At 59.5% G+C, this 19,393-nt stretch carries 18 protein-coding genes; 8 read left to right on the top strand and 10 right to left on the bottom strand.

From position 1 onward, the window contains the following. Nucleotides 1–71: 71 nt before the first annotated feature. Genes QEH57_RS14140 through gspG form a run of 5 tightly spaced genes read right to left on the bottom strand, consistent with a single transcriptional unit; the run spans nt 72 to nt 3,241 of the window. A complete protein-coding gene (locus QEH57_RS14140; RefSeq protein ID WP_309007399.1) occupies nt 72–1,103 on the bottom strand; it encodes a type II secretion system protein GspK in 1,032 nt (343 codons plus the stop codon). After that, the gene (locus QEH57_RS14135; RefSeq protein ID WP_309007398.1) at nt 1,100–1,762 is read right to left on the bottom strand and encodes a prepilin-type N-terminal cleavage/methylation domain-containing protein; all 663 of its coding nucleotides are present in this window, start codon (nt 1,760–1,762) and stop codon (nt 1,100–1,102) included. The genes QEH57_RS14140 and QEH57_RS14135 overlap by 4 nt, the downstream gene beginning before the upstream one ends. Next, nucleotides 1,759–2,253 (bottom strand): prepilin-type N-terminal cleavage/methylation domain-containing protein, encoded by a 495-nt coding sequence (locus QEH57_RS14130; RefSeq protein WP_309007397.1) that lies wholly within the window; start codon nt 2,251–2,253, stop codon nt 1,759–1,761. The genes QEH57_RS14135 and QEH57_RS14130 overlap by 4 nt, the downstream gene beginning before the upstream one ends. Continuing rightward, nucleotides 2,237–2,767: a prepilin-type N-terminal cleavage/methylation domain-containing protein gene (locus QEH57_RS14125; RefSeq protein ID WP_309007396.1), complete on the bottom strand. Its 531-nt coding sequence runs from the start codon at nt 2,765–2,767 to the stop codon at nt 2,237–2,239. The genes QEH57_RS14130 and QEH57_RS14125 overlap by 17 nt, the downstream gene beginning before the upstream one ends. 39 nt (nt 2,768–2,806) lie before the next feature. After that, nucleotides 2,807–3,241 carry a type II secretion system major pseudopilin GspG gene (gene gspG, locus QEH57_RS14120; protein WP_309007395.1) on the bottom strand — a complete coding sequence of 145 codons (435 nt, stop codon included), beginning with the start codon at nt 3,239–3,241 and terminating at the stop codon, nt 2,807–2,809. A 271-nt stretch (nt 3,242–3,512) separates the two neighbouring features. Here gspG and QEH57_RS14115 point away from each other — a divergent pair, with 271 nt between their 5' ends. From QEH57_RS14115 to QEH57_RS14090, 6 genes are all read left to right on the top strand, one after another. Next, nucleotides 3,513–4,217, top strand: a complete 705-nt coding sequence (locus QEH57_RS14115; RefSeq protein ID WP_309007394.1) for a DUF480 domain-containing protein — start codon at nt 3,513–3,515, stop codon at nt 4,215–4,217. Between the two features lie 232 nt (nt 4,218–4,449). Beyond that, the gene (locus QEH57_RS14110) at nt 4,450–5,040 is read left to right on the top strand and encodes a hypothetical protein (RefSeq protein ID WP_309007393.1); all 591 of its coding nucleotides are present in this window, start codon (nt 4,450–4,452) and stop codon (nt 5,038–5,040) included. Nucleotides 5,041–5,095: 55 nt separating this feature from the next. After that, entirely contained in the window at nt 5,096–6,214 is a 1,119-nt protein-coding gene (locus QEH57_RS14105; protein ID WP_309007392.1) for a rod shape-determining protein, read from the top strand. Between the two features lie 461 nt (nt 6,215–6,675). Next, nucleotides 6,676–7,269 (top strand): response regulator transcription factor, encoded by a 594-nt coding sequence (locus QEH57_RS14100; protein WP_343224779.1) that lies wholly within the window; start codon nt 6,676–6,678, stop codon nt 7,267–7,269. A gap of 183 nt (nt 7,270–7,452) precedes the next feature. Further along, complete coding sequence (locus QEH57_RS14095; protein WP_309007391.1) at nt 7,453–9,837, top strand: ATP-binding protein; 2,385 nt, start codon at nt 7,453–7,455, stop codon at nt 9,835–9,837. Between the two features lie 168 nt (nt 9,838–10,005). Then, nucleotides 10,006–11,733 (top strand): endo-1,4-beta-xylanase, encoded by a 1,728-nt coding sequence (locus tag QEH57_RS14090; RefSeq protein ID WP_309007390.1) that lies wholly within the window; start codon nt 10,006–10,008, stop codon nt 11,731–11,733. Between the two features lie 18 nt (nt 11,734–11,751). Here the strand turns inward: QEH57_RS14090 and QEH57_RS14085 are convergent, their stop codons facing one another. Continuing rightward, nucleotides 11,752–12,672: a uracil-DNA glycosylase gene (locus tag QEH57_RS14085; protein ID WP_309007389.1), complete on the bottom strand. Its 921-nt coding sequence runs from the start codon at nt 12,670–12,672 to the stop codon at nt 11,752–11,754. Nucleotides 12,673–12,764: 92 nt separating this feature from the next. Next, on the bottom strand, nt 12,765–13,361 hold the full coding sequence (locus tag QEH57_RS14080) for a riboflavin synthase (RefSeq protein ID WP_309007388.1): 597 nt from the start codon (nt 13,359–13,361) through the stop codon (nt 12,765–12,767). 163 nt (nt 13,362–13,524) lie between these two features. Here QEH57_RS14080 and QEH57_RS14075 point away from each other — a divergent pair, with 163 nt between their 5' ends. Next, complete coding sequence (locus QEH57_RS14075; RefSeq protein ID WP_309007387.1) at nt 13,525–14,166, top strand: hypothetical protein; 642 nt, start codon at nt 13,525–13,527, stop codon at nt 14,164–14,166. 34 nt (nt 14,167–14,200) lie between these two features. Continuing rightward, entirely contained in the window at nt 14,201–14,935 is a 735-nt protein-coding gene (locus QEH57_RS14070; RefSeq protein ID WP_309007386.1) for a DUF3307 domain-containing protein, read from the top strand. A 2-nt stretch (nt 14,936–14,937) separates the two neighbouring features. Here the strand turns inward: QEH57_RS14070 and QEH57_RS14065 are convergent, their stop codons facing one another. From QEH57_RS14065 to QEH57_RS14055, 3 genes are all read right to left on the bottom strand, one after another. Beyond that, nucleotides 14,938–15,807 carry an NAD(P)-dependent oxidoreductase gene (locus tag QEH57_RS14065; protein WP_309007385.1) on the bottom strand — a complete coding sequence of 290 codons (870 nt, stop codon included), beginning with the start codon at nt 15,805–15,807 and terminating at the stop codon, nt 14,938–14,940. 133 nt (nt 15,808–15,940) lie between these two features. Then, nucleotides 15,941–16,972 (bottom strand): class II fructose-bisphosphate aldolase, encoded by a 1,032-nt coding sequence (gene fbaA / locus QEH57_RS14060; RefSeq protein WP_309007384.1) that lies wholly within the window; start codon nt 16,970–16,972, stop codon nt 15,941–15,943. A 132-nt stretch (nt 16,973–17,104) separates the two neighbouring features. Next, nucleotides 17,105–19,300 (bottom strand): glycoside hydrolase family 2 TIM barrel-domain containing protein, encoded by a 2,196-nt coding sequence (locus QEH57_RS14055; protein WP_309007383.1) that lies wholly within the window; start codon nt 19,298–19,300, stop codon nt 17,105–17,107. Nucleotides 19,301–19,393: the final 93 nt, after the last annotated feature.

Raw genomic sequence — 19,393 nt, 5'->3', positions numbered from 1 at the left:
CTCATACGCTTGGGCTTTGGGTTTAAATTTTGAGGGGAAAGACACGACTGGCGAAAATCTCTAGGCAAATGTTATAAGGGTCGAGCATTATTAGAGCCCGGCTGTTCCCTCAAATCGAGGAAAAGAAAAGGATAGCTAAGGTTCCCACCACTTTGTTCCAAAGCTGGCGCTTCCGTATCCACGCTCAAGGTTCCAATCAGCGTGAACTGGTAACCACCCTCGCTGACGGTCACCTTGATCGTCAGCACCGAAATCTGGAAGCCCAGCGGAGCGCCCTCGGGAATGTCGACCAACACCGCCGCGACGTCGTCAGCGGTGGCGAAATAGTTGTCGTCGCTCGTTCCGAGCTGTCCGTCGAAGCCCTTCAAGAACTCGTCGATCGCCTGCTTGTCGAACTCGTCCAAGTCCGCGATCGCCCGCAAGGCCAGCGAGGACGCCGCGTTCACGTTCAAGGAAGTCACCTCGTAGATGCTCACCGCTTGCTCAAGCTGCCGAAACACCGGCAAAGGCGCTCCGCTCTCGTCGAAGAACAATTCCTGAAAGCCAAAAAGGTAGCGCAGCTCGTCCAAGGACTTCAGCTCCTGGTTCGCAGGACGCACGTCCAGTTCCAGCGAACTGTACTCCCGCGACTCCGCTCCCTCGATCCGCGTCTCGTCATCGCCATCGATCCAGTCCAGCAAGACATCGCTCAAGCGCGACGAAATCTCCAGATCGAAACCAAGCTCGTCGAACAGCAGGATCAAGGAATCGCGATCCAATGTATTGATATTTACCTTACCGCTCTCGTCTATGAATTCGAAGCGAACATCCAAGCCCTCGCGCGGCGAAACGTTCGCGTACTCTAGCGGATCTCCCCACCCTTGCGAAGGAGAGTAGAGCGCAGTGTCGATCGCCTTCACGTCCGCCAACACCGCGACCGCTACTTCCATCATCGACCAGGCCTCCTTGCGCAGCTCGGCCCGCTTCACGTAGTAGCCCTCGCCCTTGATCTCCACTTGGGCCTTTTCGATAAACATGGTCAGGGCAAAGGAAACCACCACGATCAGCACCAGTACCAGCAGCAGGATCGACCCCTGCCTCTTTCTTGGAAATGCCCCCTTCATAAGATCGGCGTCCCTTCCATTATCTTAGGCAAGATCAGCTGGCGCGTCACCTCTTCACCCTTGAAACGAAACTTCAAGACGATCCGCTCCGGCATCAGGTAGGAATCGTCCGCCTCCTGCAGGGGAGTCGTCTCGATCTCCCACTCTGGATTCTCTTCTTCGTAGTTGATATAATGATACTCGACCTCCTTCACGAAGGGCGAAATCAAGGTGCGGCGCGGCGGATCGTCCGCAAAGACCTCCTCCAAGCGGGAACGCCAAAGCAAGAACAAGCCTTCGTCTGGGTCGAACTGCAGCGAGCACACGACGTGCGGCAACGGATTCTCCGGCCAGATCAAAGCTCCCGGGCTCTCCTTCAGCTCGAAGCTCAAAAACGATTCGCGCGTCGTATCGTCGCCCTCCCAGTTAAACCAGAACAGCGACTCGTTCCCGTTCTCCGCTTCGTTGTAGCGGTGGCTGGCCTTCTGGAAGCTGTTCTCGATGAAACGGGAAACCCCGCGGGCATGCTTCTGGAAGAGACGCTCGTTCGAGCCCACTCCCCAGAGCTCCGCCATGCTGAACAGGAAGCTCGTCATGGAAACGATGATCATCGCCCCCAAGGCCACCGCCAAAAGCACCTCCAGCAAGGTGAAGCCAGCCTGATTTCCGCGCCGCCTCATTGCTTGATGTTCAGCTGCCTTTCCAACAGCCGCTCCTTGGTTGCCGCCCGCAGTTCGTCACGCTCCGTCGGCTCCGACCAACTGGGCCGCGTCAGGTAAAACTGCTCCGTAGCTTCCCGTACCCCCTTCTCCTCGTCCACCGGATCAAGCTCCACCGAAAGCGTTACCAAAAAGAGATCCGCTACCTGCGTCGGCTCGTACTCCACCGTCCAACGGGCCAATCCATGCTCGCCCGTCACCACGTCGCCGCCCTCCTCCAGCTCCTCCACGTCCGCGATCAAGAGAGCCTGCCGGCGAATCGCCGCCATGTCCTGCTCCAAGCCTTGGTTCAAACGAGTCCCCTCGATCGCCATCAAGGTGTTCAGGTAGGTCATGGAGAAATAAGTAACCGCCATGAAGAACAGTGCCAAAGCCACCAAGACCTCCAACAAGGTAAAGCCGCTCCGACCGAAGCGGGACTCCCTTCTCTCGCGCTTAGATCCCCGCCTCATTCTCGTTCGGGTTCACGAGCTGCACGCCCGTCCAAGGATCCATCTGGAAACGCGTCTCGAAGTCTCCGATCTTCATCGAAACCTCGAAAGGCGAACACGTACCGTCCGGGAAAAAGCCGGCCTTCGCGATCTCCCGCGTCTGCACGAGCTGCCCCGCGATCAAGACGTAGCTGTTCTCCGGAGCGACTTCCTCGAAACGTACCTCGATGTCCAGCTCCACCGGCGACTCGATTTCCACGGGAAAGGCCAACGCCGCCCCGCCCGAGACCACCAGAAAGCGGTTCCCCTTCGGATCCCACTCCAAGTAGTGCGCTTGTTGCTTGAATACAGCGTTCGTGCGGGCCGCCTCCACCGCTCTCCAATACTCGCGCTCCAGCGTATCCATCTCCCCGTCTTTCATGAGAGAGTTGATATTGAGCACGAAGACCGTCGAAAAAAGTCCGATCAAGGCCAGCACCAGCAGCAGCTCGAACAGCGTGAAGCCTCTTCGGCTGACTCCTGAAAAATGCCTCATGCAAGCCTCTGCAGCAAGCCCTCCTCCCGGAAGCCCAGCTTACTTCCAGTTACCAATGTCGTCGCCCGATTCGATCCCGTCTTCACCCAGTGAATACAAATCGTAGCTGCCTTGGTTCTTCACGCCCGGATACTGGTACTTGAAATCCCGCTGCCACGCGTCGACCAAGGCCTCTTGATCCTTCACGTACGGCCCGCGCCAACGTCCGCGGTCGTTCGCCGGCTTCGTCCAAAGCGCCTGCAAGCCTTGCTCCGTAGTCGGGTAGCTCCCCGTATCCGTCATGTACTTGAAAAGCGGTACGCTCAACGAATCCTTGATCTTCATCTGGGTCATCTTGACCTTCTGGTCGCCGAAGATTCCGCCCGCGTTAACGACCACCACCGAAACCAAAAGCCCGATCAAGCCCAGGACCAACAAGATTTCCATCAAGGTGAAACCGGACTTCTTACCGCGAAAACTATTTTTCCTCTTCATACAAATAATACAGATTCTAGGGGTTTGGGATTGTCTCGAGAGTTCCAAACGGAAGCTTCAATCGGTGTAAAGTGCTAAGAGACTAACGGCTTTGCAACATTGTTGCGCCTCGAGCCGGATCCTTCCAAAGATAAACGCTCCCACACGACCCATTCCCTTTCCATAAGCCTGCCGAAGCTAGCAGCCCAAGATTACGCTTCGGTTGCGGCAACATTACAGTTTTATCATTTAAGTAAAATTCTTCTCAACGAGCCACTGCGCCCCCAGACCCATGAACGACGAAAACCCACTCCCCCACGATCCCCTCTCCCTAGTCGAAACCCGCATCCTCGGCTGCCTCATCGAGAAGGAAGCCACCACCCCCGACATCTACCCCCTCACCCTCAACAGCCTCGTCAACGCCTGCAACCAGAAGAGCAACCGCGCCCCCGTGCTCGAGCTCGACGACGAAGCCGCATCCGCCGGCCTCGAATCCCTCCGCCACAAGCGCCTCGCCTTGCTCGTCACCCAGACCGCCTCCCGCGTCGCCAAGTACAAGCACAGCCTCGACAACCATTACCCGCTCCCCAATCCCCAAGTCGCCATCCTCGCCGAGCTCCTACTCCGCGGCCCGCAAACCGCCGGCGAGCTCCGCACCCGCTGCGAACGCATGAGCCACTTCGAGGACCTCGACGCCATGCGCGACGAGCTCGAGCAACTCCTGACCCGCCCCACTCCTCTAATAATAGAGCTCCCCCGCCAACCGGGCAAAAAGGACGCCCGCTTCGCCCACCTGCTCTCCGGCCCTATCGACCTCGAAGCCCTCTCCTCCGCAGCCGCCCCCAGCGGCGCTCCCGTCAAAGTCGACGTCGCCATGGCCCTTCCCGCCGAAGCCGAAGCCCGCATCGCCGCCCTAGAAGCCACCGTCTCCGAGCAAAGCGAGGCCCTCGCCGCCCTTCGCGAAGAGCTAGCCGCCTTCCGCTCCCAATTCGAGTAGCCGCAGCTCCCCCGCGGGAGCGCGCCACCCCAGCGTCCGCGCTCCTCTAGGGCAAGCTAGCCGCCGGACCCTAGGCAAAAACGGTCCGGCTTGCGGAAAAAGCGGTACCTTTCTGCCGATTTCCCACAGGGACATTTTTTCCTGAAACGCGATTATCACTGGCATTCAGCGACTTACATAAGTTGGCGCGACCAAAGCTAAGTTTGGCGCCGTAAACCTTATGATCGCATCGATGAAAGTGACAGAAAGAGCGCAGGAGCGCTGGGACGCCATAGTAACGCGTTTCCGCCACGCCTGTATCCTCCACCGTGATGGCAAGGAGTGGGAATCGCGTCGCATCATCAAAGAGGAGCTCCCCCCGCTCATCAAGCAGTGGATGCAAATGCTCCCCTCCGGACTCAAGGAAGACGCCAAGGCCGACCTGCGCGACATGTTCACACGCGAGCAAAGCATCGTCGACCAAGGCCAGAAGCTGCAAAGACTTTTCAAGGAAACCCTCGTCAAGCGCATCATCCCGCAAGTCGAGGAACGCATCGCCGCCAAGTACCGCTCCCTCTACGTCACCAAGCTGGAGCAGCAGAAGGCCAAGCGCCAAGAAGAGCTCGCCGGCTCCTGGGTGCGCCCCACCTACAGCGACGAGAAAAAGCCCACCTCCTTCGGCTTCCAAGCCGGCGACCGCCGCGTGAAGCTCGGAGACGTCAGCGAAATGATCGATGCCCTGCAAAGCGCCGACAACGAGATCCTCGCCGACTCCATCCTCTCACTCGACGACATCGTGCAAGAAATGAACGACGCCCAAATAGATCCTATTCTGAAAGGCTAATTCCGCTCGATACGTCCCCTGCATCAACAACTCGAAATCTAACCGACCACAAAAAATGAGTATCACAACATCCAAAACCGCTCCCAAGAAAACCAAAGCGAAGGAAACCGAACAGGAACTCCTTCTTGTCGGGCTCGACCTCGGCACCAACACCACCTGCGTCCAAGTCGCCAAGCCCACCACCGGAAAAGTCGTCGCCTCCGAGCTCATCCCCTCGATCGTCGGCTACACTACAGAAGGCATCCTCCCCGGCATCATCCCCGGCGACGCGACCGCCCTCTTCGGTCAGCTCGCACTTAAATACAAGCTGCACCTCAACCTCATCCAACCGCTCCGCGACGGCATCATCGCCGACATGGACGCCGCCCGCGACTTCCTCGTGCACCTCAAGGAAACCGCCGGCATCTCGCCCGACGCAGAAGTCCGCGCCGTCATCGGCATGCCAGCCAACGCTGACTCCGAGGCTCGCGAAAACACCCGTCTCGCCGTAACCGGCATCTTCGACAAGGTCATCCTCATCCCCGAGCCCTTCCTCGCCGCCCTCGGCAGCCGCGACGAAGCTCAGCTCGTCAAGGCCGACTACGTCGACCCCGTCTGCAACTCCCTCTTCGTGGACATCGGCGCCGGCTCTACCGACGTCTGCCTCATCCAAGGCTACTACCCGTCCGCCGAAGACCAGATCTCCTTCGCCTTCGCCGGCGACGCTGTCGACGAGGCCATCCAGGAGTCCCTCCTCAACAAGTACCCAGACAGCCAGATCTCCATCGCCAAGTGCCGCGAGATCAAGGAAAAGCACTCTTTCGTGCAGGGTTCCACCCAGCACGCGACCCACCCCGTCATGATCAGCGGCAAGATCAAGCAGCTCGAAGTTTCCGACGCCGTCGGCACCGCCTGCGACACCTTGCTCAAGAAGATCTACGAGGCCGTTCGCACCCTCATCGTAAAAGCAGATCCCGACAGCATCCCCGACCTCCTGCAAAACATCATCATCACTGGTGGCGGAAGCATGATCAAGGGACTCGACTCTGCCCTGCAGAAGCTCCTCTCCGACGAAGGGTTCGAAGGCTGCAAGGTCACCAGCGTAGGCGAAGACTACAAGACCCGCGTTGCGACCGGCGCCATCACCGCCGCCTTCCAGGCCAAGGAACGCCAGTGGCAGACCCTGCTTCGATAAGCCGACTTTTTAGGTAGTAAGAAGATAAGGTAGCAATACCGCCCCTCACATTTTGTGGTGCAGGAATAGGATGGCGGGCTCTGGGAAACCGGGGCCCGCCTTTATTTGTGCCGCCACGCCGCCATGCCGCCTCCCGCCCCTAAGGGCCCTAGCGAAAAAGCGATTCCGCGGCTAAGAAAATTCCCCCAGCCCGCCGCCCGTCCGCTTTTTCCAATAATTTTACCTAGGCCTCCCCACGCTGAGGAATCCTCCTTAAATTCCCCTTCTACAGAGGCAAAGCGGAGATCCTCCCCACTCCACGCTCCGCAGAATCCCACCGACATAGAGCCTATCACTCCAAGGATCCTGCGCATTGGCGCTTAAGAAAAGATTCCCAGCTCCGTAAACCAAAGGAGCAAAAGGAAAATCTCTTAACAATGAAAAGCGTCGTAATAATTGAAGATCAAACCGCAATCCGAGAAATGGTCTCTGAGTTCATCTCCATGCTTCCGGGCTATGAGATAGTAGGCTCGTTCGGGACCGGAGAAGAAGGATTGCAAGGGTGTATTAAGCTAAAACCCGAGACCGTTATCCTCGACGTCGGCCTCCCCGAACTCAGCGGAACGGAAGTTCTGCGCGGCCTTACCCTGCACGTACCTGGTGTCAAAGTCCTCGTATTCTCCGGAAGAGCGAGCTCCGCGAACATCCGCGAACTGCTGTCGGCCGGAGCCCAGGGATACGTCGACAAGATGGACGGATTCGACGAGTTCAAGAAGGCTCTCGATATCATCTCCGGCGGCGGCACCTTCATCGGACCGAAGATGGCCAGCGTCATGCGCTCGCTCATCCTCAACCCCGATGCCGCCTCCAGCGAAATCCCCCTTTCCGATCGCGAAAAGCAAATCCTGCAGCTCGTGGCCGAGTCGTTCTCCACCAAGGAGATCGCATCCCGCTTGAACATCTCCGTTCGCACCGTGGACAACCACCGCACGAACATCATGCGCAAGCTCAACCTGCACGACGTGGCAGCCCTCACCCGCTACGCCATCAAGCACGAGCTCATCTCGCTCACTTGATCGCCGCGCAGGCCGCTACACACCACCTATTCCACTCAAAGCATCGCCGAACGGACAGCCAAGACGGCCGCCGATCGATGAACTTTTCCAACAGCCGCGTTCGGGTCCCAACTCCCGGACGCGGCGCCGAGCTAAAAGGATTTAGCTCCGCAAGCCACTCAGCACTACCCACGGACGGACAGAATGCTTCGCGAAAGCAATAGCAACCCAACTCAGCGCCCAGCAGGATCACGTCAAGCCGACCTATCCCGCCTCGCTGGCGACCACTCCCTTTCTTCGGACCAAAGGCCCGAGCAAGGCGCCTATGCCCCTGCCCTCGACTGGAACTTCTTCGCACGACTGAGCACTCCCGGCGAAAACGCCGCCTACTCCCTCCATAACGGACACCTCAGCTTCGTCGACTGCGACCTCAACGCCGACCGCGTCTGGGGCCTCGCCCCCGGCCAGGCCAAGACCACCAACCTCGCGTTGCTCGTCAGCGACGCCCCCGGCCTCAAAGACTGGCTCTTCAACATCGATCCCCAGTCCGCCGCCCCCGACTTCAAGACCTCCCTCGCCGCCCCCGGAGCCATCGGACACACCTTGCTCCTCAAAGCCTTTCCCCTCTTCATCTCGCCCGACCCCGAGAAGAGCCGCATCGTCCTCAAGACCGTGCAAACCAACGAGGCCCCCGAAAGCGCCAAAGCCTTTCCCGTAAACCAAAACCTCTCCTCCACCCACGACTTCGACGGCGCCTTCAAGACCGCCTCCCTCTCCTGGGCCGACCTGCTCGGCACCAGCATCGAGCGCGTCCGCGAGCTCAACCTCCACCAAATCACCGTCCCCGCCGACTCCCAGCGACTCGCCGACTACCTCGCCGAAACCAGGCAGTCCGACTCCGCCAAGTCCTGCATCGTCCGCCTCCAGGCCGACAAAGGCCGCATCAAGTCCGTCCTCCTTTCCGCCCGCCGCGACGCCGGCAACAGCAAGCTCCTCATCGAAGCCAAGAACATGACCGTGGAAGGAAACAACCCGGCCATGGACCTGCTCAAAACCTCCGTCGAGCTCGTCAAGGAATCCGTCCTCCTGCTCATGCGGGCCGGACCCAGCTTCCGCATCTGCTACGCCAACCGAGCCTTCGAGCACATGACCGGCTACCGCTACTCGCGCGTCGCCGGCTCTTCCCTCGCCTGCCTGCACGGCCCCAAGACCAACGCCCGCGCCATCCTCGACATCGAGGAAAGCCTGCAGTCCCAAAGCGAGCACAACGGAAACATACTCCTGTATCGGAAAAACGGAGACGCCTTCCACGCCAACGCCTACCTCACGCCCCTGCGCGACGAGTCCGGCAACGCCAACTACTTCGCCGTCATCCTCGAAGACGCCACCGAAGTGCGCAACGTCTCCGACGAACTCGCCAAGAAGAACGGCGAACTCAAGGAAGCCCTCGCCGACCTCAAGGAAACCCAAAAGAATCTCATCCAGCAAGAAAGCCTGCGCGCCCTCGGCCAAATGGCCTCCGGCATCGCCCACGACTTCAACAACCTGCTCGCCCCCATCCTCGGATTCTCCGAGCTCCTGCTCACCGTCCCCAAGACCATGCAGGACAAAGGCAAGCTCACCTCCTACCTCAAGAAGATCCAAGTCGCCGCCCAAGACGGCGCCGCCGTCGTCAGCCGCCTGCGCGAATTCTACCGCTCCCAGAACAGCCCCGAAGAATTCATCCAAATCCTACCCGACGAACTGCTCTGGCAAGTCAAGGAGCTCACCCGCCACAGATGGAAGAACCAGGCGGAAGCCAAAGGCATCAACATCGACTTCCAAATGAGCATGTCCTCCGGCCGCCCCATCATGGGCAACGAGCCAGAGCTGCGCCAGGTCTTCACCAATCTCATCATCAACGCCGTCGACGCCATGGCCCACGACGGAGGCATCACCGTCAGCGTATCCGATCGAGCCGACAAAGTCCGCATCGTCATCGAAGACAGCGGCTGCGGCATGAACGAAGAGACCCGCCAGAAATGCCTCGAACCCTTCTACACCACCAAGGGAAAACTCGGCACCGGCCTCGGCCTCTCCATCGTCTTCGGCGTCGTGCAGCGACACCACGGAACCTTTAACATCGAGTCCGAAGAAGGCGTCGGCACCCGCATCATCATGGAATTCCCCGCCGTCAAACGGGAAACCAAAGAGCCACTCGACGTGAGAGCGTACGCAGATATGAAATCACTCCGCATCATGCTCGTCGACGACGAGGAAGTCCTCCTCGAAGTCATTTCCGAGCTCCTCGCCAGCGGCGGCCACACCGTAGACGTCTACGGCGACCCCAACAGCGCCATCAAAGCCTTCGAGCACAAGGAGTACGACCTCGTCATCACCGACCGAGCCATGCCTCTCATGAGCGGAGACCAACTCGCCGCCGCCATCAAGCAAGTCGCCCCTCAAACGCCCATCTACATGATCACCGGCTTCGGGGACATGATCAAGGACACCGGCGAGAAGCCCGAATACATCGACGAAGTGCTGGCCAAGCCGGTCCCCCTCGACGTGCTCAACCGCAAGCTCTCCGAAATCGCTTCCAAGAAGTAGATCGCCCCCCAGCCGCCTAGCGGCCATCCCTCCCCACGCAGTCTAAAAAGAGACTGCAGCTCGCCTCGGATCCGCTCAGATCCGCAAGACTTGCAGCACCCCATGCGCTAGAATCCGGGACCGGACCGCATCCCCTGCGATGCCCGTCCCGGAACCTACCCCTAGAGCATGAAATCCCGCATCCTACGCTTCGCCCTCTCCTCCGCGATGGCCCTACCCGCCCTCGCCGCAGACATCTCCCACCGCAAAGCCGACCTCGCCGTACAGGTCCAGTCCGTGTCTGGCGTTCCCCTGGAGGGCGCCACCGTCGAGATCGAGATGCTCAACCACGCCTTCCGCTTCGGCTGCGCCGTCGAACACCACCTCGTCGATCCAAACTCCAGCAACTACGACCCCACAACCGTCTTCAACCTGCAACGCTTCTTCAATTCCGCCACCTACGGAAACATCATGAAGTGGACCTACTACGAGGCCCGCACCGACGAGCAAAACCTAGCGATCGCCGCCCTTCCCAAATCCCTCAACGCCTTCGACGGCCCCGACAAGCTCCGGCTCCGCGGACACGTCACCATCTGGGGAGCCCAGTACCAAGTCCCCACCCGCGTCCGAAACTCCACCGACCCCGCCTACGTCAACGAGCAGATTCTCCAGCACATCCACGACTACCATACCACCTACAAAAGTGCCGGCATCGACAACTTCGACCTCTACAATGAGCACCTGCACGAGCGCCAGCAGCTCATCGAGAAGATCATCTCCAACGGCAGCGTCGCCGAGGAAGCCGCCATCGTCGCCCCTTGGTTCAACAAGGCCAAAGACGCCGATCCCCAAGCCGTCCTCTTCCTCAACGACTACAACATCCTCAACGCCAGCTGGGTCCCCAACCACGGAGCTGCCCGCGAATACAAAGCCTTCATCGACGCCCTTCGCGACGCCGGCGGCCAAATCGACGGCATCGGCCTGCAAGCCCACATGGACCGCTACGTCAGCAAGGAAGACCTGCTGGCCCGCCTCGATATCCTCGCCGCCCCCATGGAGCCCACCGCCAACCATCCCAACGGACTCCCGGGACTGCCGATCGAAATCACCGAGCTCGACATCAACGCTGACGCGACCAACGCCTCAAGCCCCGAAACCCAAGCAACCCTCGCCCGCAACGTCCTCGAAGCCGCCTTCGAGCACCCAGCCGTGATCGGGCTCACCATCTGGGGCATGAACGATTCCAACCACTGGCGAAACAACGCCCTGCTTTTCGACGACAGCAACCCCAACGACTGGCAACTCAAGCCCAGCGGCCAAACCTACGTCGATCTCGTCACCCGAGACTGGTGGGAAGACCACACCGGAACCTCCTCCGCCAGCGGAGACTACGCCGCCAACACCTTCAAAGGCACCCACCGCGTCACCGTCACCTACCAAGGCGAAAGCAAAACCCTCACCACCCATCTCGACTCGGACCAAACGCTCGTCTTCGACTTCGAGGCCGAAGCCGCAGACGCGAGCTCCTACGAATCCTGGCTCCAATTCATAGAATGGAACGGAGCGCCCTCCGCTCGAGAAGACGACGCAGACCACGACGGAATCTCAAACCTCATGGAATTTCTCTCCGGAAGCGATCCGCTCGTATTCAACACTTGGACACCCATCCAAGTCCTAAGAGACGGCCCCACCGGGCCCGTAGCGATGTACTCCATCCGAGCGGCCCGACAAAACGTTAGCCACTACCTTAGCTGGTCGACGAACCTGAAAGACTGGCAGGCTTTGGCCGCCCTTCCAGAAAACACTCCCATTCCGGAAATCCAAGATGGCGTGGCGACTTACACAATCCCGCTCTTCACGGTTCTTCCAGAACCAGGCAACAACTTCTACCGCTTCACCCTAAAGGAAAAGGAATAGAAGCGTAGAGCCCACGCCCTACAAGAAGTAGCCCTGCTGCTTTTCGCTGATCGGCAGGCCAGCCTTTTCCATCACCTTCAGCCAATCTTCCCAAGCGCTGCGCTTGTCCCGCTTGGTGTCATTGCGGAGCAAATACGAAGGATGGTAGGTCGGCATCACCGGAATTCCTTCGAACTTAGTCCACTGCCCCTTCAGCTCGCGCAAGTTGCGAAACGAATCCGCGCCCAGCAGCCCCTTCGCCGCCGTCGCCCCAAGGGCCACGATCAACTTCGGCTTCACCACCTCGAGCTGCGCCTTCAAGTACGGCAGGCAAAAATTCATTTCCTCGATCGTCGGCGGACGATTACCCGTCGGGGTCGGCATCTCAGGACGCCAGTTCATGATATTGCCGATGTAGACATCCTCACGCTTCAAGCCCATGGCCCCGATCATCTTGTCGAGCAGCTGTCCGGCCTTGCCCACGAAAGGTTCGCCCTTGATCTCCTCGTCCGCGCCCGGAGCTTCGCCGCAGAAGAAGATATCCGCATCCAAATTTCCGATACCGAAAACCACCTTCTTGCCCGGCTTCACCCGTTCGTTGCAAGTCGGGCAATTCAAAACCTTATCGCGCAAAAACTCCCAACGCTCCTGCTTGTCGCCATTCGGCAGCAAGATCCGCGGCGGACGCGGCAACTTCGGACCGTAGCTCTGCTTCGCAGCCGCCTTCTTGGTCTCCGACTTCGTCTCCACCAAAACCTTGTCGAAGTCCTTCACGCTGGCCGAGCGCACGCGCTCCGGAATCGATCCCAAGACCTCCGCTCGCGTGGAAGCGTCCACTGAGGACGCCTTGGAGAACTTCTTCAGCGACTGTATCGAAAAGTCAGATACATTCACCCGCGTCACGCCTGCCTTGCGCAAGCGCTTCAGCTCCTCAACCAATGCTTCCACTTCCGCTTTCATGCTTCGTCGCTTCGCTTCTCGTCTAGGTTACCAACTCCTCGCCCTTTAGTCTCTAAGGAAATAATCATCGCAAATCCATCCGGCCGAGCGCTCTAGTCCGCCCTCTGCGCAACGATCTTCTCCGTGTACTTCGCGATCAAGTCAAACTCCAGATTCACGGCATCCCCTGCCGCGCGCTCCCCAATCGTAGTGACCTCCAAGGTATGCGGGATCAGCCAAATCGTAACCACCCGCCCCTCGACCTTCGCCACCGTGAGCGACATGCCATCGATCGCGATGCAGCCCTTGTAGACCAAGTACTTCTCAAATCCCTCCGGAGCCTCGATCTCCAAAAGCACGTCCTTGCCCTCCGGCCGAAGCGTCTTGATCACGCCCGCGCCATCCACATGCCCCGTCACGAAATGACCGCCGACGCGTCCGTCGAAGCGCAAGCTGCGCTCCAAGTTCACCGAAGACCCCACCGCAATGTCCCGCAAATTCGTTACGCGCCGCGTCTCCTCCAAAACGTCGAAGCTCAGCACGCCCTCGCCGATCTCCACCACCGTGAGACAGCAACCATTCACCGCGATGCTGTCGCCCAGGGACACGCCCGAAGCTACGACCTCCACCGCGATGCGATAACGCCACGAACCCTCGCGCTCCTCGCAAGCCAAGACCTTGCCCTTTTCCTCTACGATTCCGGTAAACATAAAACGCCCCACCATGCCAAGCCGCGCCCCGCTCTCCAAGCTCAATCAGAAGCAAATCCTCCTCCGCCTAAAACAAGCCAATCTAAACCTAAATAAGCTTAGATTCTCATCCTAAACCTTTTTTGGTTTACTTCATCAATATAAACCTTTTTAGGTTTATTTCATGATTGCAGTTCTCACAGGCGACATCGTCGGCTCGCAAGAGCTTCGCGAGTCAGACCGGCAGCAGCTCCAAGCCTACCTCCAAGAGGCGGCCGCCAGCGCCGACCTCAGCACCCACATCGAAGTCTTCGCCGGAGACAGCTGGCAGTGCTTCTGCCAGCCCTCCCACTCCGCCATCCGCCTAGCCCTCACCCTTCGTTCCCACCTCCTGGGCAAACGCGAAATCGACTCCCGCGTCAGCATCGGCATCGGCGACTACGAAAGCCTGCGCCCCGAAAAGATTTCCCTCTCCCAAGGCGAAGCCTTCGTGCTCTCGGGACGGGGCTTGCAGGAGATGCCCGACGAGCAGCGGCTCGCCATCCAGTTCAGCCCTCGCGTTCCCCGTCCCATCCAGGAGCTCGCCTACGCGAACGTGCTGCTGCTCGACGGCCTCACCTCCCAATGGACCTCCAAGCAAGCCCAAGCCGTCGCTCTCGCCGGAACCGACTTGAACCAATACGAACTCGCCGAAAAGTTCGATCCCCCCATTTCCGCCCAAGCCTTCGGCAAACACCTCGCCAAAGCCCAATGGAAGCTCATAAAACAAGTCCTACAATCCATCGAACTCGCCCTCCAAGCTACCCTCGCGCCCGCTGAAGCGTAGCCGCTTCCCACTCTCTGCCGAATCCAAACTTCCCGTGCCCTCCTTCGACCTCGCCCTCTTCGTCCCCCTCCTGGCCGCCCACCTGATCTCGGACTTCGCCCTGCAAACCGACGCCATGGTCCGCACCAAGGACCGCCCCTTCACCTTCCTGCTGCACGTCCTCGTCACCGGACTCTGCGCCTACCTCCTCCTGGGCGACTTCTCCGAGTGGCGCATCCCCCTCATCGTGCTGGCCAGCCATGGACTCATCGACCTCCTAAAGATCCGCCTCACCGGCCGCCTCATCGACGACCTTCCCGCCTTCCTCGTCGACCAAAGCGCCCACCTCGCCGTCATCTTCGCCATCAGCGCCATCGACTGGTCCCGCATCGGCATCTTCGAACCCTGGTGGCTCGCCCACAATCCCGTCTCCTACCTGCAAACCCTCGTGGTCATCTCCGGACTCATCGCCAATACCCTCGCCGCCGGACACTTCATCGCCAAGGCCCTTCCCCGCATGCTATCCACCAACCCGCAGCAACTCCACCAGGACAGCGGGCTCAACGGAGCCGGACGCTACATCGGGCACCTCGAACGCATCCTCCTGCTCATCTTCGTCTACAGCGGACAACTCTCCGCCGCCGGCTTGCTCATCGCAGCCAAGTCCGTCCTACGTTTCCAAAAAGCCCACGAGAGCCGACGCGAAACCGAGTACATCCTCGTCGGCACCCTCCTCAGCTTCACCATTGGAATCGTGCTCGCCTTCGCCACCAAGCAACTGCTGCAATAGGGCTACTCTCGCTCCAAAAACAAGCGGAACAAAGCCTGCGTCCCCTCGTCTTCCCCGCCCGCAGCGACGAGCTGTTCGAACAAATTCTTGGCTAGCTCGAGACCGGGAAGCTCGAGCTCCATTTCCCGCGCCGACTCGAGAGCGATCTTCATGTCCTTCACGAAATGCTTCACGAAAAAGCCCGGAGCAAAGTCGCCCTCGAGAGCCCGCGGCACGAGGTTGCTCATGCTCCAGCTGCCTGCCGCGCCCGCCGAAATGCTCTCGAGCACCGTCCCCGCGTCCAGTCCCGCCTTCTTCGCGTACGCCAAGGACTCGCCAATCGCCACCATGCCGCCCGCGATGGCGATCTGGTTGCACATCTTGGTGTGCTGCCCCGCGCCCGCCGCGCCTTGGTAAACGATATTCCTCCCCATCACTTCCAGTATCGGCTTCGCCTTTTCAAATACGCTTCGCTCTCCGCCAACCATCACGGAAAGCCGCGCCTCCCGCGCGCCGAGATCGCCGCCCGAAACCGGCGCATCCAAAATCCCGATACCGCGCCGCGAACCAACCTCCGCGATCTGTTGGGCGAGCAAGGGGCTCGAGGTCGTCATGTCGATGGCCACCGCCCCTTCCTCGAGGACCGATACGATACCTCGCTCTCCTAGATAAACAGCCTCCACGTCGCTCGGGTAACCTAGAATGGTGATCACCACGTCCGCTCCCTTTGCCGCCTCGAAGGGCGAATCCTTCCAAACCGCGCCGGCCTCTACCAGAGCATCCGCCTTCGATCGGGTTCGATTGTATACGCAAAGCGGATACCCCGCAGCGAGCAAATGCCCCGCCATGCTCGCTCCCATCACTCCCGTGCCGATAAACGCGATCTTCTGCATAAGGCCACCCCTATCAGTTCCAACGCCATCCGCAAGAAAAGGATCAACAAGCTAGCGCCGCGCTGCCCTACGAAAAAACCGGTCCCCTCGCAGGAACCGGCTTTCAAAAATGTATCTAAACTGAAACTACAGCCTATACAGTACCGAAGATGGTCTTGCCTTCGGAGAGAAGGTCAGCGGCCGCCTCCTGGAGACGCTTAGCCATGCTAGCTTCAGCCTTCTTGAGGTACCCACGTGGGTCGTAAGTCTTCTTGTTGCCAACTTCGCCGTCGATCTTGAGCACGCCTTCGATGTTTTCGCAGATGTGCGTCACGACTGGGCGCGTGAATGCGTACTGCGTGTCAGTATCGATGTTCATCTTGACCACGCCGTAGTCGAGCGTCTCGCGGATGTCGGAAAGCTCGGAACCGGAACCGCCGTGGAAAACGAGGTCCATCTCAGCGCCGGCGCCATGCTTGTCCATAACCGCCTTCTGGCCGTCGCGCAGGATGGTTGGCTTGAGCTTGACGGAGCCCGGCTTGTAAGCGCCGTGCACGTTGCCGAAAGTCGCCGCGAAAAGGAAGCGGCCGATTGGCTGGAGCGCTTCGTACACTTCAACCATGTCACCTGGTGTCGTGTAGAGCTTGTCGATCGGGAGTCCGGACGTGTCGTGACCGTCTTCTTCGCCGCCTACGCAACCTGCCTCAACTTCAAGAATGATTCCCAGATCCGCGCACTCCTTGAGGAGCTCCTTGGAGATCTTGAGGTTCTCGTCGAGAGCGACGACCGAACCGTCGAACATGTGCGACTGGAAGAGAGGGCCCTTGCCTTCAGCCACGCGCTTGCGGGAGGCCTCGAGAAGCGGCTTGAGGAAGCTGTCGACCTTCTCAGGGTGACAGTGGTCCGTGTGGAGAGCTACGAGCACGTCGTACTTCTCGGCGAGCAAGTGAGTTGCCTCGGCCAAAACGATCGCGCCGAAAGCTGCGTCAGCTACATTAAGTCCAGAGGCGAACTGGCCGCCGCCGGTGGAAACTTGGATGATACCGTCTGTCTTCGAATCAGCGAAAGCCTTGAGGGCTGCGTTGATTGTCGTGAGTGACGTGATATTTACGGCTGGGTATGCGTAGCCACCCTTCTGGGCGGCATCCAACATCGCTTCGTACTGCTTAGGTGTTGCGACTGGCATTGATTCTCTAGATTAGATGTTCTAATTTATTTTCCTCCCTATCAGTAGAGAGGCTGATCACTGTATAAAGAAAGCGTCAGCCTTCAACCAAAATCGCCCGTCCTGTGCGCATTGCGGACAAAAGCGAGCCTTTCAGTCCGGCCGGTAGCAGAAGGCGTATTCGGAATTCCAATCGGGACGCCCTTCCACCCGCAAAATGAGCTGGAAGGTCTGCTCCGCCATTTCCGGCACTCGGAAACGCAAAACCGGTCCGACCCGATTCTCCCCTTCCTCCAAGGCATCGAAGTACCAGCCGAGCACGAAACTCTCGTCGTCCCCAAAGCGCAAGTAGGCCTCCACCCGATCCCCCTTCACCGCGCTCGGCCCGTCGTGCAGCATCCAAAGCTCCGCTTCGAACAAGTCTCCCGCCCGCCACGAAAAACGCTTCACCCTCGCCGACGCCAAGGTCGCGCGACAGCTCTGCCGCACCGCTCGCACCGCCGGCTTCGCCTCGCAGGGCCAGGAGACCAGCGAATTGTTCGCCGCCGCCGGCCACGGCTCGTTGAAGCACCAATTGATCGCCATCGAGCAATAGGGCTTCTGGCGCCGCGCCTCCTCGTAGATCCCCTTCAAGCCTTCCGCCTGCAAGAGCTGCCCCCATTCGACCAACTCCTCGATCGACTCCGGCCGGCCGAAATAGTGCTCGACCGTAGGCATGCAGAGCCAGGACTCCTTCTCCGCCTCCCAAGCCTCGAACCCATGCCGCAACTTCCAGACGCCCTCCGGCCGAGGCGGAAACAAGTCCGCCTCTGGAATCAAGCTCCGCAGCTTCTCCGCAGAAGCCGGCGCCGGAATGCCGAACTCCACGTAGGCGGAATTCTTCGCAGACTGGAACACCTCGAAACACTCCTTCCCGCGGCCGTCGCGAAACAGGTAGCCGCCATGCCCCGCTCCCATGATCGGCGAAGTCGGCAAGAACGGCGTATCCGGATCGAGCTCGAGGCAAACCTTGTTGAGCAAGCGGATCGCCTTGGACTGGTCCGTCATGCCGGACCAGGAGTTGTAGAGCTCGTTCCCTCCGCACCAGATCACGACCGACGGGTGCGGCTTCAGCTGCCGCACGATCGCGTTGGCCTCCTGTCCCAGCGTATCCAAAAACTCAGGACTCTCGGCGTACTTGTTGCAAGCCAGAGGAAAGTCCTGCCAGACCATCAAGCCCAAGCGATCGCAAAGCTCGAAAAACGACGGCTTGCCCACCGCCGCCCCGCCCCAGCAGCGCAAAAGATTGAAGTTGCAGCTAGCCGCCATCTCCAAAAGCGGACGGTAAGCGTCCTCTCCAGCGACCCCAGGAAAGACATCCGGAGCGACCCAGTTCGAGCCTTTTACGAAGATCCGCCGCCCGTTCACCTCCAAGGCCATCGGGGCCACGCTTCGCGTCTTCGGCATCTCCGGCGATTCTTCCCACGCCCCCTCGTTCATGACCAGCTTGGAAGTGCGAAAGCCAATCCGCTGCGAACGCGAATCGAGCATCACTCCCTCCTCGTCATGGAGCGACACCGACAAGTTGTACAGCGACTGCTCTCCGTATCCACGCGGCCACCACAACTCCGGTTCATGGACCTCGCAAAAGCAGTCCACCAAGGACTGCCCATCCAAATTGATCGCTTCCCCGTCAACCACCTGCCCGTCCGGCCCCACCAGGCTCCACTCGAATAAGCCGCCCGAAGCCTCGCTCAGCTCGATCGAAAGGTCCAGCCTCACCAACGCCAAGTCCTCCTCCACTACGTAGTCGAAGAGCAATTCGCGAATATGCCGAGCCTTCCGCACTTCCAAATAGGTTAACCTCCAAATCCCTGAAGGCACCAGGCGCGGATGAAAATCCCAGCCGTAGCTAACCGCTGGCTTAACCGAACTGCTCGCTTCGATTCGCCCTTCGCCCAGTCCCGAATCCGGTATCGGAAATACAACTACCTCGATCTTGTCGCCCGCCTTGGCGACTTCCGTCAGGTCGATCTCTACCGGACTGAACATACCCTCCTGGGCAAAGAACGTACGATCGCCCACCCGCACCAAAAAACGATAATCGATCCCGCCCGATACGAAAAACAGCCGCTCGTCCTCCGAGGCGTCCAGCCGCGGCAGCTCCGCCTCGTAGACCCAGTAGACCTTCTCCATCCACGCGTAGCGCCCGAAGTCCCCGTCCTGCCAAAAATGCGGCCACCCCTCCGCCCGCGCCCAATCCAACTGCACCGCCCCTGGTACCGAAGCCGCAACCAGCTTTTCCGGACGCAAGCTAGGATCAGCGGTGTATCCGACTTTCCATTCAAGATTGTAACGGTTTTGAGGCATGGCTTGAGACGGCAAGACTGTAAGACTCAAACCCCTAGCTCCCAAATTCCGTTCTCGCAACCTTTTGCGTAAAAAGAGAAAACCGAATCCAAC

The sequence above is a fragment of the Pelagicoccus sp. SDUM812005 genome, from assembly GCF_031127875.1.
GTDB lineage: Bacteria > Verrucomicrobiota > Verrucomicrobiia > Opitutales > Opitutaceae > Pelagicoccus.
This window is presented reverse-complemented; position numbering and strand designations above follow the sequence as displayed.

Excerpts from the sequence above, each read along its gene's own strand:
- QEH57_RS14140 (WP_309007399.1), bottom strand. The coding sequence starts at position 1,103 with ATGAAGGGGGCATTTCCAAGAAAGAGGCAGGGGTCGATCCTGCTGCTG.
- QEH57_RS14135 (WP_309007398.1), bottom strand. The coding sequence starts at position 1,762 with ATGAGGCGGCGCGGAAATCAGGCTGGCTTCACCTTGCTGGAGGTGCTT.
- QEH57_RS14130 (WP_309007397.1), bottom strand. The coding sequence starts at position 2,253 with ATGAGGCGGGGATCTAAGCGCGAGAGAAGGGAGTCCCGCTTCGGTCGG.
- QEH57_RS14125 (WP_309007396.1), bottom strand. The coding sequence starts at position 2,767 with ATGAGGCATTTTTCAGGAGTCAGCCGAAGAGGCTTCACGCTGTTCGAG.
- gspG (WP_309007395.1), bottom strand. The coding sequence starts at position 3,241 with ATGAAGAGGAAAAATAGTTTTCGCGGTAAGAAGTCCGGTTTCACCTTG.
- QEH57_RS14115 (WP_309007394.1), top strand. The coding sequence starts at position 3,513 with ATGAACGACGAAAACCCACTCCCCCACGATCCCCTCTCCCTAGTCGAA.
- QEH57_RS14110 (WP_309007393.1), top strand. The coding sequence starts at position 4,450 with ATGAAAGTGACAGAAAGAGCGCAGGAGCGCTGGGACGCCATAGTAACG.
- QEH57_RS14105 (WP_309007392.1), top strand. The coding sequence starts at position 5,096 with ATGAGTATCACAACATCCAAAACCGCTCCCAAGAAAACCAAAGCGAAG.
- QEH57_RS14100 (WP_343224779.1), top strand. The coding sequence starts at position 6,676 with ATGGTCTCTGAGTTCATCTCCATGCTTCCGGGCTATGAGATAGTAGGC.
- QEH57_RS14095 (WP_309007391.1), top strand. The coding sequence starts at position 7,453 with ATGCTTCGCGAAAGCAATAGCAACCCAACTCAGCGCCCAGCAGGATCA.
- QEH57_RS14090 (WP_309007390.1), top strand. The coding sequence starts at position 10,006 with ATGAAATCCCGCATCCTACGCTTCGCCCTCTCCTCCGCGATGGCCCTA.
- QEH57_RS14085 (WP_309007389.1), bottom strand. The coding sequence starts at position 12,672 with ATGAAAGCGGAAGTGGAAGCATTGGTTGAGGAGCTGAAGCGCTTGCGC.
- QEH57_RS14080 (WP_309007388.1), bottom strand. The coding sequence starts at position 13,361 with ATGTTTACCGGAATCGTAGAGGAAAAGGGCAAGGTCTTGGCTTGCGAG.
- QEH57_RS14075 (WP_309007387.1), top strand. The coding sequence starts at position 13,525 with ATGATTGCAGTTCTCACAGGCGACATCGTCGGCTCGCAAGAGCTTCGC.
- QEH57_RS14065 (WP_309007385.1), bottom strand. The coding sequence starts at position 15,807 with ATGCAGAAGATCGCGTTTATCGGCACGGGAGTGATGGGAGCGAGCATG.
- fbaA (WP_309007384.1), bottom strand. The coding sequence starts at position 16,972 with ATGCCAGTCGCAACACCTAAGCAGTACGAAGCGATGTTGGATGCCGCC.
- QEH57_RS14055 (WP_309007383.1), bottom strand. The coding sequence starts at position 19,300 with ATGCCTCAAAACCGTTACAATCTTGAATGGAAAGTCGGATACACCGCT.